Annotated in this window: 14 protein-coding genes; 9 read left to right on the forward strand and 5 right to left on the reverse strand. The window is 61.9% G+C overall.

Annotated features, from left to right (window positions below; genetic code table 11):
- Window positions 1-7 precede the first annotated feature (7 nt).
- A complete protein-coding gene (locus GL286_RS10335) occupies window positions 8-1,093 on the reverse strand; it encodes an ABC transporter ATP-binding protein (protein ID WP_155095492.1) in 1,086 nt (361 codons plus the stop codon).
- A gap of 10 nt (window positions 1,094-1,103) precedes the next feature.
- The gene (glpD, locus tag GL286_RS10340) at window positions 1,104-2,681 is read right to left on the reverse strand and encodes a glycerol-3-phosphate dehydrogenase (RefSeq protein ID WP_170295138.1); all 1,578 of its coding nucleotides are present in this window, start codon (window positions 2,679-2,681) and stop codon (window positions 1,104-1,106) included.
- Between the two features lie 189 nt (window positions 2,682-2,870).
- Here glpD and GL286_RS10345 point away from each other — a divergent pair, with 189 nt between their 5' ends.
- The 3 genes from GL286_RS10345 (at window position 2,871) to GL286_RS10355 (ending at window position 5,740) form a co-directional block, all read left to right on the forward strand.
- Window positions 2,871-3,644 (forward strand): DeoR/GlpR family DNA-binding transcription regulator, encoded by a 774-nt coding sequence (locus GL286_RS10345; RefSeq protein WP_155095493.1) that lies wholly within the window; start codon window positions 2,871-2,873, stop codon window positions 3,642-3,644.
- A 472-nt stretch (window positions 3,645-4,116) separates the two neighbouring features.
- On the forward strand, window positions 4,117-4,725 hold the full coding sequence (locus GL286_RS10350) for a TetR/AcrR family transcriptional regulator (RefSeq protein WP_155095494.1): 609 nt from the start codon (window positions 4,117-4,119) through the stop codon (window positions 4,723-4,725).
- Between the two features lie 37 nt (window positions 4,726-4,762).
- The gene (locus GL286_RS10355; RefSeq protein ID WP_155095495.1) at window positions 4,763-5,740 is read left to right on the forward strand and encodes a zinc-binding dehydrogenase; all 978 of its coding nucleotides are present in this window, start codon (window positions 4,763-4,765) and stop codon (window positions 5,738-5,740) included.
- Here the strand turns inward: GL286_RS10355 and GL286_RS10360 are convergent.
- Window positions 5,737-6,669: a pirin family protein gene (locus GL286_RS10360; RefSeq protein ID WP_155095496.1), complete on the reverse strand. Its 933-nt coding sequence runs from the start codon at window positions 6,667-6,669 to the stop codon at window positions 5,737-5,739. The genes GL286_RS10355 and GL286_RS10360 overlap by 4 nt on opposite strands.
- Window positions 6,670-6,790: 121 nt before the next feature.
- On the opposite strand from GL286_RS10360, the gene GL286_RS10365 reads away from it, so the two are divergent.
- The 3 genes from GL286_RS10365 to GL286_RS10375 are packed head-to-tail and all read left to right on the forward strand — an operon-like array spanning window position 6,791 to window position 8,625.
- Window positions 6,791-7,483 carry an energy-coupling factor ABC transporter ATP-binding protein gene (locus tag GL286_RS10365; protein ID WP_246184914.1) on the forward strand — a complete coding sequence of 231 codons (693 nt, stop codon included), beginning with the start codon at window positions 6,791-6,793 and terminating at the stop codon, window positions 7,481-7,483.
- A complete protein-coding gene (locus GL286_RS10370; RefSeq protein ID WP_155095498.1) occupies window positions 7,458-8,072 on the forward strand; it encodes an energy-coupling factor transporter transmembrane component T family protein in 615 nt (204 codons plus the stop codon). The genes GL286_RS10365 and GL286_RS10370 overlap by 26 nt, the downstream gene beginning before the upstream one ends.
- A 1-nt stretch (window position 8,073) precedes the next feature.
- On the forward strand, window positions 8,074-8,625 hold the full coding sequence (locus GL286_RS10375; protein WP_155095499.1) for a biotin transporter BioY: 552 nt from the start codon (window positions 8,074-8,076) through the stop codon (window positions 8,623-8,625).
- 46 nt (window positions 8,626-8,671) lie between these two features.
- On the opposite strand, the gene kynU is transcribed toward GL286_RS10375, so the two are convergent.
- A complete protein-coding gene (kynU, locus tag GL286_RS10380) occupies window positions 8,672-9,883 on the reverse strand; it encodes a kynureninase (protein WP_211596285.1) in 1,212 nt (403 codons plus the stop codon).
- A 105-nt stretch (window positions 9,884-9,988) separates the two neighbouring features.
- Window positions 9,989-10,639 (reverse strand): carbonic anhydrase, encoded by a 651-nt coding sequence (locus GL286_RS10385; protein ID WP_155095501.1) that lies wholly within the window; start codon window positions 10,637-10,639, stop codon window positions 9,989-9,991.
- A 140-nt stretch (window positions 10,640-10,779) separates the two neighbouring features.
- On the opposite strand from GL286_RS10385, the gene GL286_RS10390 reads away from it, so the two are divergent.
- The 3 genes from GL286_RS10390 (at window position 10,780) to GL286_RS10400 (ending at window position 13,493) form a co-directional block, all read left to right on the forward strand.
- Window positions 10,780-11,157 (forward strand): phage regulatory CII family protein, encoded by a 378-nt coding sequence (locus GL286_RS10390; RefSeq protein ID WP_155095502.1) that lies wholly within the window; start codon window positions 10,780-10,782, stop codon window positions 11,155-11,157.
- A gap of 78 nt (window positions 11,158-11,235) precedes the next feature.
- Window positions 11,236-12,639, forward strand: a complete 1,404-nt coding sequence (locus GL286_RS10395) for a leucyl aminopeptidase family protein (protein WP_155095697.1) — start codon at window positions 11,236-11,238, stop codon at window positions 12,637-12,639.
- The gene (locus tag GL286_RS10400) at window positions 12,636-13,493 is read left to right on the forward strand and encodes a C40 family peptidase (RefSeq protein ID WP_155095503.1); all 858 of its coding nucleotides are present in this window, start codon (window positions 12,636-12,638) and stop codon (window positions 13,491-13,493) included. Before GL286_RS10395 ends, GL286_RS10400 begins: the two co-directional genes overlap by 4 nt.
- Window positions 13,494-13,508: the final 15 nt, after the last annotated feature.

Below are 13,508 nucleotides of genomic sequence, written 5' to 3' on the forward strand. Positions count from 1 at the left end.
TTCCCCCTCACGCGGCTTGCGCATAGGCGGCGGGTGCGGCCAACCGCCCCTCACCGTCGAACAGATAGATGTGACGCGGATCGAGCCAGAGCGAGATTTCCTGATCCGGTTCCAGAACCTGCACGCCTTCGACCAAACCGACCCAGCGATCGGTCCCGTGGCTGACATGCAGGAAACTTTGCGCACCCGTGATCTCGGTCGCGATGACCGAGCAATGAAACTCCAATGCATCGGCGCTGCCACGGTGCAGCGACAGATGATTGGCGCGAAATCCGGCCATGTATTCGCCGTCCGCAACTGCGAAGCTACCTTGCGTCGAAGCCGAGACACCTTCACCGAAGCGCAGGATCTGGCCCTGTTTCGCGCAGCGGGTGAAGTTCATCGGCGGATCGCTGAAAACCCGCGCCGTGGTCGCATCGACCGGATCGCGATAGACGCGCGGAGTCGGCCCGAATTGCGTCACCCGCCCCTCCCACATGGTCGCGGTGTTACCGCCCAGCAAAAGCGCTTCCTCGGGCTCGGTCGTGGCATAGACAAAGATCGCCCCTGAGGCCTCGAAGATGCGCGGGATCTCGACGCGCAGTTCCTCGCGCAGCTTGTAGTCGAGGTTTGCCAATGGCTCGTCCAGCAGCACCAGACCCGCGCCCTTGACCAATGCGCGGGCAAGCGCGCAGCGTTGTTGCTGACCGCCCGACAGTTCCAGCGGCTTGCGCACCAGCATGGGGGTCAGACGCAGCATCTCGGCGGTTTCGCGGACTTTCCGGTCGATTTCGGCCTTGGGACGACCCAGTATCCGCAACGGAGAAGCAATGTTTTCGTAAACCGTCAGGCCCGGATAATTGATGAACTGCTGATAGACCATCGCGACACCACGGTCCTGTACGCGCTGGCCGGTCACGTCCTTGCCATGCCACAGAATGCGGCCCGTCGTCGGTTGGTCTAACCCCGCCATCAGCCGCATCAGGCTGGTCTTGCCCGACAGGGTCGGCCCCAGCAGCACGTTCATCGTGCCGTTCTGCAATGTCAGACTGGTCGGCTGGATATGGACCCTGCCTTCGACCAATCTGGACACGGCTTGCAGTTCCAGTGTCATTTCCTCTCCCTCATTCGGCGGCCTTCGCAGTCTTGCCGGCCAGCCATTCGGTCAGATCGGCTGTCTGCTCGGGTGTCAGTCGCAGTCCCAGTTTGGTGCGCCGCCACAGGATATCCTCGGCAGTGCGGGCGTATTCGCGGGCAAGAAACCAGCTTACCTCGGCCTCGGTCAGGCCGGCGCCGAAATCACGGCCCAGATCGGCGCGGCTGCGGGCATCGCCCAGAATGGCAAATGTCTCGGTCCCGTGGGTGCGCAGCAGGCGTTGGACCTCGGTCGCGGTCAGAAACGGGTAGCTCGACGCGATCCTTTGGGTCAGTGCATCCACGCCATCGACCGAAAAATCCCCTCCGGGCAGCGGAACGCGGGCGGTCCATGCCTTGCCCGATTGCGGGAAATGCGGCGCAAGTCTGGCCAGCGCGCTTTCGGCCAAGCGGCGATAGGTCGTGATCTTGCCGCCAAAGACATTCAGCAGCAGAGGGCCGTCTTCGTTCAAACTGAGAACATAGTCCCGCGTCGCCGCTGTCGCCGATTTCGCCCCGTCGTTATATAGCGGGCGAACGCCGGAATAGGTCCAGACAACCTGATCCGGCGTGACCGGAAGCGCGAAATACCGGCTGGCAAAAGCGCACAGATAATCCCGTTCCTCGTCCGAGCACTTCGCCTCGCCCGGTGGACCCTTGTGGTCCATGTCGGTCGTGCCGATCAGGGTAAAGTCCTGCTCGTAGGGGATCGAAAAGATGATCCGCCCGTCGGTGCCCTGAAAGAAATAGCAGCGGTCGTGGTCATAAAGTTTCGGCACGACGATATGGCTGCCGCGCACCAGACGGACCCCCTCGGTCGTGGGGATATGGATCACATTGCGAATGACATTCTCGACCCACGGACCACCGGCATTGACCAAGGCGCGGGCCCGATAAAGATGGCGACCATCAGCCCCCTCGGTCGTGATGTGCCACAGCCCGTCGATCCGTTCGGCATGGGAAACGCGGGTGCGGGTCAGGATTTGCGCGCCCCGTGCGGCTGCATCGCGGGCGTTCAGCACCACCAGCCTTGCATCCTGCACCCAGCAATCCGAATACTCCCATCCCAGTCGGAAGCCCGATTTCAGCGGCCGCCCCAACGGATCGCTGGCCAGATCCAGCCGCCGCGTGCCCGGCAAAATCTTTCGACCGCCCAGATTGTCGTACAAAAACAGGCCCAAGCGGATCAGCCAGCCCGGTCTTTGCCCGCGCATCCAAGGCATCGCCAAGCCCAACATTCGCGAGGTTGGCGTGTCACTTTCAAAGCGCATCTCGGGGGAATAGGGCAGCACGAAACGCATCGGCCAGCTGATATGCGGCATTGCGGTCAGCAAGGTCTCGCGTTCCTCAAGCGCCTCGCGGACCAACCTGAACTCGAAAAATTCCAGATAGCGCAACCCGCCATGGAACAGCTTGGTCGAGGCCGAGGACGTCGCCTGCGCCAGATCACCCATCTCGGCCAAAGTCACGGTCAGGCCGCGACCGACCGCATCACGCGCGATGCCGCAGCCATTGATGCCGCCACCAATGATGAACAGATCGCTGACCGATTCTGCCTGATTGACCACCGATTCCTCCTAACGAAGCCTCCCAACCTCGCAGCATGAAGCTGCATCCGGGATCACGCTTCCGTCAACAATTATCTTCGTTTACCTTGCGCAAAGATAATAAACGAACATTGACGGTTTCGTTGCAACCGACTTGCGCAGAATTACGAATTTCGTACATTGCGCAAATTCCATGATCGGGAGGACGCCATGGCACTAAGCATAAGGCAAGGCGAGATCCTTGATCTGGCGCGAACCGAAGGCCGCGTGCTGGTCGAGGATCTGGCGCACAGGTTCGATGTGACGCTGCAGACCATCCGCCGCGATCTGGGCGAAATGGCCGAGGCGGGGCTGCTTGATCGCGTACATGGCGGTGCCGTTCCGCGGGCTGGCACTGTCAATCTGGGCTACGAGGCTCGGCGTCGGATGAATGCGGGCGCAAAGGCGGCCATCGGTGCCGCATGTGCCGCCGAGATTCCAGACAATTGCAGCCTGATCCTGAACCTTGGCACCACGACCGAGGCGGTTGCGCAGGCGCTGATCAACCACTCGAACATCACGGTGGTCACGAACAACATGAATGTCGCCAACATCTTGCTTGCCAATCCGGGTTGCGAGATCATGGTGGCCGGTGGTGCGTTACGCCGCTCGGACGGAGGGCTGGTCGGGGAGTTGACCACCCAATTCTTCGAGCAGTTCAAGGTCGATTATGCCGTCATTGGCACGTCGGCATTGGACCATGATGGCGACATGCTGGACTTCGACCTTGCCGAGGTCAGGGTCAGTCGCTCGATCCTTCGGCAAGCCCGCAAGGCATTTCTGGTCACCGACCATTCGAAGCTTGGTCGCCCCGCTCCGGCACGAATTGCCAGCCTGTCCGAGATCGACACCGTCTTTACTGACCGCCCGCTGCCCCGCGATCTTGCGGCGCGTTGTGCGGAATGGGGGACCGATCTGAGGATCTGCCCCCCCGAAGAAAGCTGACCTGCGGATTGGCGCAACTGTCAGAGCCTTTCCGCACGATCAGTCCCTCCATTTTGTTCCTCAGCGCAGCCCGAGCATAGACAGGATGAACAGGACGACGACGACAAGTCCGACAAGATAGATGATGGAATTCATGTGACAATCTCCCAGTTGGGGCTTCACGCCCGTTGTCAACCAACGACAAAGAACCGCGCAAGGTTTCCTTGGGTCACGAACAAATTCCATTGGGTCAGTGTCAATCTCGTCAGCCACCAAGAACGAAGAATATTCGCGGCTCCTTGTCGGACCGCTGGACCGCTGCCCAATAGGGAATAGGGTCAGAACCGCTCATTCGCGGCTGGAGCAAAACGGCGTCGATGACGTTAGCGACGCGACCCGCATGCCATCATTCTGACAACCTTGCCCTCAAAGGAACTAGACGACTGGTCTAATATTAATAGACGACCGGTCTATTTTTATTTAAACAAGAGCCATGGACACGCCAAAAAAATCCGAATCGACCCGCCTGACAATTCTGCAAGCAGGCGAAACACTGGTAAAAAGGAAGGGCTTCGCCGCTTTGGGGCTGCAGGAAATTCTTGTGTCATCAGGCGTGCCGAAGGGCTCGTTCTACCACTACTTCGCATCGAAAGAGGCATTCGGCGTCGCCTTGCTGCAGCGCTACGTTTCGGAATACGGCGTGAAACTGGAGCCGCTTTTGTCAGAAGGATCGGGCCGCGAGCGTTTGATGCGCTATTTCCGCGGCTGGATCGCCGAGGACAACCACGCGGGCGAACCGGGCCAGACCGAGGACTGTCTGGTCGTAAAGCTTGCCGCCGAGGTCTCGGACCTGTCCGAAGACATGCGCCAAGTCCTCAGCGACGGAACCGAGGCCCTGATCGCGCGGCTTGCCGACATTATCCGCGACGGGCGCAAAGACGGATCGCTGTCCCCCGCGGTCAAGCCCAAGGCGCTGGCCCAAACCCTATACCAGATGTGGCTCGGGGCCGCATTGCTTGCCCGCCTAACCCGTAGCGCCGCGCCTTTCGAGCGCGCGCTGACCGCAACCGAGCGCTTGCTGGATTGCGACAGCGACGACTGATCCGTCCAGACCAGACCCAACATTCAAGGAAATTGCCATGCGCAGCGCTATACATTCCGCTTTCGGCGAACCCGATCAGGTACTCACCCCGGGCGAAAGCCCCCTTCCCGAACCGGCCGAAGGTCAGGTTCGCATCAAGACCATCCTGTCCCCGATCCACAACCATGATCTGGTGACGGTGCAGGGCCTTTATGGCTACAAACCGGATCTGCCCGCCATCGGTGGAACCGAAGCCGTCGGCACCATCGACGCGATCGGTCCGGGCGTCGAGGGCGTGACCCTTGGGCAGCGCATCGCGGTTGCAGCGGTGCATGGCACCTGGGCCGAGTATTTCCTTGCACCCGCCGCTTCGCTGGTCCCGCTGCCCGACGCAATCGCCGACGAACAGGCCGCGCAACTGATCGCCATGCCCTTCAGCGCGCTGACCCTGCTGGAGTTCCTGGGGCTTCAGGAAGGTGACTGGATCGTCCAGAACGCCGCGAACGGCGCAGTCGGCAAGGCGGTCGCCATGCTCGGTGCGGCGCGCGGCATCAATGTCGTCAGCATCGTCCGGCGCGAGGCAACCATTACCGAAATGGCAGAGTTGGGCATCACCAACGTCGTCTCGACCGATACCACGGGCTGGCAGGATCGCGTCCGCGCCCTGACCGGCGGCGCGCGGGTCAAGGCTGGCGTCGACTCCATCGGCGGCAAGGCCAGTGGCGATCTGCTTTCGCTTCTGGGTGATGACAGCACGCTGGTCTCATTCGGGTCGCTGACCGGAGAGCCGATGATCCTCGACGCGGGCCAGTTGATCTACAAGCAGGCCGTGGTCAAAGGCTACTGGGCCGCCAAGGTCGCGGCCGCACTGGGCCGCGAAGGCATGGGTCGCCTTGTCGCCGAACTGATGGGCCTTGTCATCGAGGGCAAGGTGCGGCTGCCGGTCGAGGGCATCTTCGGCTTCGATCAGATCCAGCATGCCGTCACCGCCTCGCTGACGCCGGGCAAGGCGGGCAAGGTATTGCTGCGCCCCTAAGGCAAGGGGATGAACTCGTGATCATCGCCGGGCGGCAGGGCGAACAACCCCTGCCCCCATTTCGCGGCGCGCCATTCTTCTTTGGCTTGCTCGATCCGTTCGCGGGACGAGGCCACGAAATTCCACCAGATATGGCGCGGCCCGTTCAGGGTCTCGCCCCCCAGCGCAAGTATCCGCGCACCCTGAGCGCCCGCCGCCACAGTGATCTTGTCCCCCGGACGGAACACCATCATCCGCCCCGAGGTGAATTCCTGTCCCGAGATCAGGACTGACCCTTGCGTCACGTAGATCCCGCGATCCTCGTGATCGTCGGGCAACGGAAAGCGCGCACCGGCTTCAAGCACCACATCCAGATAGAACGTGTCCGAATACATCGTCGCAGGCGCGGTTTCGCCATAGGCGTGGCCAAGGATCAAACGCGCACTGACCCCGCCATCGTCGAATTGCGGCAGGCTTTTCTTTTCGTGATGCTCGAAGACCGCATCCATATCCTCGTGGCTTTCGGGCAAGGCGATCCATGTCTGGATGCCGAACAGCGAATGCGGGCCTTTGCGGCCCTGTTCGCTGGTCCGCTCGGAATGGGTGACGCCTTTGCCCGCGACCATCCAGTTCACCGCTCCCGGCAGAATGACCTGATCCGTGCCGATGCTGTCGCGGTGGTGGAAGTCGCCCTGATAAAGGTAGGTCACGGTCCCCAGCCCGATATGCGGATGCGGACGGATATCAACTCCCTGTCCGGTCAGAAACTCGGCAGGTCCGGCCTGATCGAAAAAGATGAACGGGCCAACCATCTGCCGCTTCGGCGCAGGCAGCGCCCGCATGACTTCGAAGCTGCCCAGATCGCGGGCGCGCGGGATGATCAGGGTTTCGATACTGTCCAGCGACACCTCGTCCGGGCATCCGGGCTCAAGCGCAGGGTTCCAACTCATGCTGTCTCCTTTGGCCTTTCGGCCTTTCAAGTCGCTCCAAAGATGCTAGAGGGGTTCGCGATTCTGGCAAACAGGAATGAGGCCTAACGTGCAATCCGGTCCGGGCATCCACGTCCAAGACATGTCCCATAACATCGGACCGCGACGGATTCTGGACAGAATCAGCCTGCAACTGGACGCGCCACGCATCGGCGTCATCGGGCGGAACGGTTCGGGGAAAAGCACGTTGGCACGGCTATTGGCCGGTCTGATCGAACCAAGCCAAGGCCGCGTCCTGATCGAAGGCGTCGATGTCTGCAAGGATCGCCGCGCCGCCATCTCTACCGTCGGCATCCTGTTCCAGAATCCCGAACACCAGATCATCTTTCCGACCGTGCTCGAGGAAATCTGCTTCGGCCTGCGCCAACTTGGCCGCAACAAGGCCGACGCCCGCGACGCCGCGCTGGCCACCCTGACCGGCTTTGGAAAGGCGCATTGGCTGGATGCCTCGACCGAGACCCTGTCTCAGGGCCAAAAGCACCTTCTGTGCATGATGGCTGTCATGGCAATGCGCCCACGCTGGTTGATCCTAGACGAACCGTTTGCCGGTCTGGACATTCCGACGCGGATGCAACTGACCCGCCACCTTGAAAACTGCGGGGTAAATCTGGTCCATATCTCGCATGACCCGCGCGATCTGGCCGGCTACGCGCAGATTTGCTGGCTGGATCGCGGCCAGATCCGCGCCAAGGGTGACGCCGATGTGTTATCCGCATTCGAGACCGAGATGATCCACGAGGGCGCGCGCGATGATCTCGCTGACCTCGCCGGTTAAGACCCGCGCCCATAACTGGCCTGCCGGTCTCAAATTACTGGGCCTTGCCGCGACCACGACGCTGCTGTTCCTGATCCCCGGCATCCGGTTTCAGGCTGCGGCGCTGGTTTCGGTACTGGCCCTTTATACCATTCCCGGACGGCATTTCCTGCATCACGGGTTGCGACAGTTGCGGGTGATCTGGCCCTTTGTCGCGCTGCTTCTGGTCTGGCACGCCATCGCCGGAAACTGGCCCGAGGGCATCCGCACCGCGCTTCGGATGACGTCCGCCGTGGCAATCGCGAATCTGGTGACCATGACCACCTCGCTTGGCGATATGACGGATCTGCTGCATCGATTGTTCCGCCCGCTGCGCCGCACCGGACTGCCATTCGGCATCATCGAGATCGCCATCCCGCTGGTCATCCGGTTCACTCCGGTGCTGATCGGCAAGGGGCGGCTATTGCTGGACGCGTGGCGTGCCCGCTCGCCTCGCAGGGCAAACTGGCATATCGTCCTGCCGATGGCGCTGCTGGCGCTGGATGATGCCGACCATCTGGCCGAGGCGCTTCGTGCGCGCGGTGGATTGAACCCGAGGGACGAGGACTGACATGGAAAAGAACGTCGCGCAGATCGCGCTTTTCGCCGCATTGATCGCCGCGTTGGGCTTGGTGCCCCCGATCACATTGCCCTTCGGCATTCCGGTGACCGCGCAAAGCATGGGCGTCATGCTGACCGGCGCGATCCTTGGCGCGCGGCGCGGATTCCTGTCGGTCATGCTGTTTCTGCTGCTCGTTGCCATCGGTCTGCCGTTGCTTTCGGGTGGCCGTGGCGGGCTGGCCGCCTTTACCGCCCCGACATCGGGATTCCTGATCGCGTTTCCGGTCGCGGCCTATGTCACGGGGCTTTTCGTCGAACACATCGCCTTGCGCCCCATCGCATTGCGCGCGGCTTTGGGCGCGGTTCTTGGCGGTATCGTCGTGATGTATGCCTTCGGGATCATCGGCATGTCGATCGGACTAGGCAAGTCCATTCCGGAATGCCTGTTGCTGGTCACCGCATTCCTGCCCGGAGATCTGCTGAAGGCTGGCGTGACCGGCATGCTGGTTTCCGCGATTGCCAAGGCGCGACCGCAATCGGTCGCTTGGTCGCTAAACGTCTAGAAAACGCTCTGGACCGCCGACGGACGGTCCAGAACCTTCCTGCCGCTCAGGTCACAGCGGCCCGCACACCGTAGCGCGGATCGCGCCATGTTTCCTTCACCAGAACGTCGCGGATCACCTCTGCCGCCTGTGCGACATCGGCAAAGCTGATATAGAGCGGCGTGAAACCGAAACGCAGCACATCCGGCGCGCGGAAATCTCCGATCACGCCGCGCGCAATCAATGCCTGCATGACCTCATAGGCATGGGGATGGGAAAAGGCGACCTGACTGCCGCGCAGCGCATGGTCGCGCGGCGTTTGCAGCGTCAGACCTAGGCCCGCGCATTGGCCCTCGACCAACTGAATGAACAGATCAGTCAGCGCCAGACTTTTCCCCCGTAGCGCCTGCAAGTCGACCTCGTCCCAGATCGTCAGCGCCCCCTTCATCGCCCGCAGCGACAGGATCGGTTGCGTGCCGCATTGGAAACGCCGGATGCCCGGATCACCGGCAAAGCCCGTCTCGAATGCGAAAGGACGGGCATGGCCCCACCAACCGCTCAGCGGCTGATCGACATGCCCCAAATGCCGCTCGGCGACATAGACAAACGCCGGAGAGCCTGGTCCACCGTTCAGATATTTATAGGTACAGCCGACCGCGAAATCGGCCTGTGCCGCGTCCAGTTCGACCGGCAATGCGCCTGCAGAGTGACACAAATCCCAGACGACCAACGCGCCTGCGGCATGGATCTTGCGGGTCAGCGCCGCCATATCGCGCAACTCGCCCGTGCGATAATTCACGTGATTGACCAGAACCACGGCAACCTGATCGTCGATCAGATCCTCTAGCCGCGCGCCGTCACGCCCCTCCAACCGCATGGACATATGCGGCAGGGTCGAGATCACACCCTCGGCCATATACAGATCGGTCGGAAAACTGCCCGCCTCGGCGACGATGACATTGCGCCCCTGACGCAAACCGATAGCCGCGTGTAACGCCTTGTAGATATTGATCGAAGTCGTATCCGAGACGACCACCTGCCCCGCCGCGGCACCAATCAACCGACCGATACGATCACCAAGTTCGAGCGGCAGATCGAACCAGCCAGCTATGTTCCAACTGCGAATCAGATCGCGGGACCATTCGGTATGTGTCGCATCCTGAAGTTCGGCCAAAGCGTCCTTACTGGCCACACCCAGCGAATTGCCGTCCAGATAGACTTCGCCCTCGTTCAGCAGGAAACGGTCGCGCAGGTCCCCCAACGGGTCCTGCGCATCCATGCGAGCGATTTCATGGCGGGTCGGCAAAGCACTCATGGACGGTCCTCACGGCTGATGCGCGAGTTCCATACCAGCCCGATCGCGCAGTTGCGACAGGGATCGCGATCAACCGACCAACGAGAACGTATCTGTCCCCGGATCGTAAGCCTGCAACGTGCCCTCGGCGATGTCGTGCAGGACACCATGCAGCGACAGATTGCCCGCCTCGACATTCTCGCGGACGAAGGGGAAGGTCATCAGATTCTCTAGCGAGATCAGAACCGCCTGACGTTCGAGTTCGGCCACCTGCCGGTCTTCGGGCAGGCCGCTGATCCGCTCGTAACCCGGACGCAGGATATCCATCCAGCGACCGACGAAACTGGTCTTTTCCTCGAGTTCGGGCGCATGGCCCGAGCACATGGCATGGCAGCCCGCCACCCCGCCGCAGCTGGTATGCCCGACGACGACCAGATGCGCGACTTTCAACGCATTGACCGCATATTCCACCGCAGCCGAGGTGCCGTGCTGCTCGCCATCGGGCAGATAGGGCGGCACCAGATTGGCAATGTTGCGGTGAATGAAGAACTCACCCGTATCGGCGCCAAAGATCGACGTGACATGCACCCGCGAGTCACAGCAGGCGATAACCATGGCGCGGGGGTGCTGCCCGCCTTCGGCCAATCTCCTGTACCAGCTACGGTTCTCGGTGAACGACGTGGCGCGCCAGCCCTGATAACGCTGGACAAGATATTGGGGCAGCGGTCGTGCCTGTTTCATGACATCCTCATCTACCGTTCAGCCGTTTGATACAGTCGGAATCACTAAAGTTCGAGAGGTTTAGTGCGATGCGCTCAACCATTTCTTGATAGATTGATGTCAGTTTCCGCATCAGTGACGAACCCGTAACTGGTGATTTGATGGTAAATGTGGCGAAGCTGGCGGTCGACGAATGTGTGACCATAGACCGGCGCAGGCTTGAGGGGCTCGTCTCTGAGCTAGGCGAGGCGACGGCAGCCGAGGTCATCGGCGCGGCGCTTGAACAGATGGCGCTTGCGCTAAGTCGGACGCTCGGCGCGGTAATGCGCGGCGATCTGGCGGCGGTCGCCCGCGATGCCGACCGGCTGTCGCGTCTCGCCTGGCAATTGGGGTTGGTGTCATTGGCCACGGTCGCCATCGACGTCGGCCGATGCGCCGAATTCCGCGATACAAGCGCACTTGGCGCGACCTCGGCGCGGCTCAGGCGGATCGGCAACCAGTCGCTGACGCGGATCTGGGACAATCCGTCCAAAGGCTAGGATCTGCTGGAGGGCTTGCGGACAAATCCTTGCGCGCTACCTTGCCTGCACCGACAAGAAAGGCCCCGCGACATGTCCATGCTTCCCGAATTCGCCGCATCCTCTGCCAGCAGCCTACCGCTGTGGTTAGTCCGTTCCGGCGAGACCGGACCGGATCTACCCGAGGCAATCAGCCCAGCCGCCAAGGTTTGGGCGACGGCACAGGGTTTTGCGGGCAAATCGGGGCAACTTTGCCTGCTGCCCACGCCAAACGGTGAATTCGCCGGTGCGCTTTACGGCATCGGACCGAAACCCGGCGCATCCGACCGTCCGGCCCGCGAACGCTACAAATTGGCGAAGGCCGCCGAAACCTTGCCGCAAGGCGACTGGCATATCGCCAATGCACCCGATGGTTTCGATCTCTTCCAAGGGGCGCTTGGCTGGCTTTTCGCCCAATACCGCTTCACCCGCTACAAGAAGTCCGAAGCACCTGCTACGCAATTGGTATGCCCTGCGAATGTCGATGCCGACAAACTTCTGGCGCTCGCAGCCGGCGAATATCTGGCCCGCGACCTGATCAACACTCCTGCCTCGGATATGGGACCGGACGAGTTGGAGCAGGCCGCCCGCGATCTGGCCTCGCGCCACGGAGCGGAAATCACCGTCATCACGGGTCAGGACCTGATCGCGCAGAATTTCCCGATGATCCATGCCGTCGGACGGGCGGGTGCACAGGCTCCGCGCCTGATCGATATCCGCTTTCCGGGCAAGGGTCCGCTTCTGACCCTTGTTGGCAAGGGCGTTTGCTTTGACACCGGCGGGCTGGATATCAAGCCGCCCTCGTCAATGGGGCTGATGAAGAAAGACATGGGCGGCGCTGCGAATGTGCTGGGTCTGGCCGAGACGCTGTGCCGTCTAGGCCAGACCTCTGACATGCGGCTGCGCGTCCTGATTCCGGCCGTCGAGAATGCAATTGCGGGAAATGCCTTCCGTCCTGGCGATGTGTTGACCAGTCGCAAGGGCCTGACGGTCGAGATCAACAACACCGATGCCGAGGGTCGCCTTGTCCTAGCCGATGCACTGGCGCTTGCGGATGAGGAATCGCCCGCGCTGCTGATCTCGATGGCGACCCTGACCGGAGCCGCGCGGGTCGCGCTCGGGCCGGATCTGCCCCCCTTCTTCTGCGACGACGATGGGCTTGCAGCGGCGATCCATGCTGCGGGCCGCGATCATGCCGATCCGGTCTGGCGGCTACCATTCTGGGAACCCTATGAAACCATGATCGAGCCGGGCATCGCCGATCTGGACAACGCCCCGAGCGGCGGGTTTGCAGGAGCGATCACCGCCGCGTTGTTTCTGCGCCGCTTCACCGAAACGGCCCGTCATTACGTCCATTTCGATATCTATGGCTGGCAACCTTCGGCTGCTCCGGGTCGAACCAAGGGCGGAACGGGCCAAGGCATGCGAGCCATACTGAACGCGTTGCCGGAGATCCTGAAATGATCGAAATCCGCCCGACCGACCGCCGCCTTACGCCCGCGACCGAACGCGTCGCACTGGAAAGCCTGCGCGGCATCTTGGACCGCCCCGCCTATGTCGAGGGCAGCCCTGCGCGGCTTTCGGTGCCTGTGGCCGATCTTTGCCGCGCACCGGGTGGTGCCCGTGATCGGCAAGTCAATTTCGGCGCAGACCTGCTGGTGATTGAGCGGCAGGATGGATGGGCCGTTGTTCAAGCCCAAGCCGACGGGTATTGCGGCTGGCTGCGCGACACCGATTTGGACGGCAGCGATGCCCCGATCACCCACCGCGTCAGCGCCCCTGCGACGCATCTTTACCCCGCACCCAACATGAAACTGCGCGAGACGGATTCGCTGTCGATCGGCGCGCGCCTTTCGGTCGTTGCCATCGAAAGCGGCTTTGCCCGACTGGCACAGGGTGGCTGGGTACCCGCGCAACACATCGCGGAATCTCCGGCCACCGATCCGGCCACCGTCGCCGAGTCGCTGATCGGCACGCCCTATCTTTGGGGTGGCAATAGCAGGTGGGGGATCGATTGCTCGGGACTGGCGCAAACCGCGCTGACCGCATGTGCCGCGACTTGTCCGGGCGATAGCGACATGCAGGAAAAGGCGTTTCCGTTGGTCGAGGGCTCGATCCAGCGCAACGACCTGCTGTTCTGGCCCGGCCATGTCGCCATCGCGCTGGATGACCAGCGGATGATACATGCCACTGCTTACAGCATGAATGTCGTGATCGAGCCAATTGCCTCGGCAATCGCGCGTATAGATGTGGCAGGCCAAGGCCCGTTCCTTGGCGCCCGCCGCCCCTCGCTTGCCGCCCGATCGGCGTTTCCCTAACCCGGTCCACATAGA

Source organism: Paracoccus aestuariivivens (genome assembly GCF_009711225.1).
In the GTDB taxonomy this organism is placed as follows: Bacteria; Pseudomonadota; Alphaproteobacteria; order Rhodobacterales; family Rhodobacteraceae; genus Paracoccus; species Paracoccus aestuariivivens.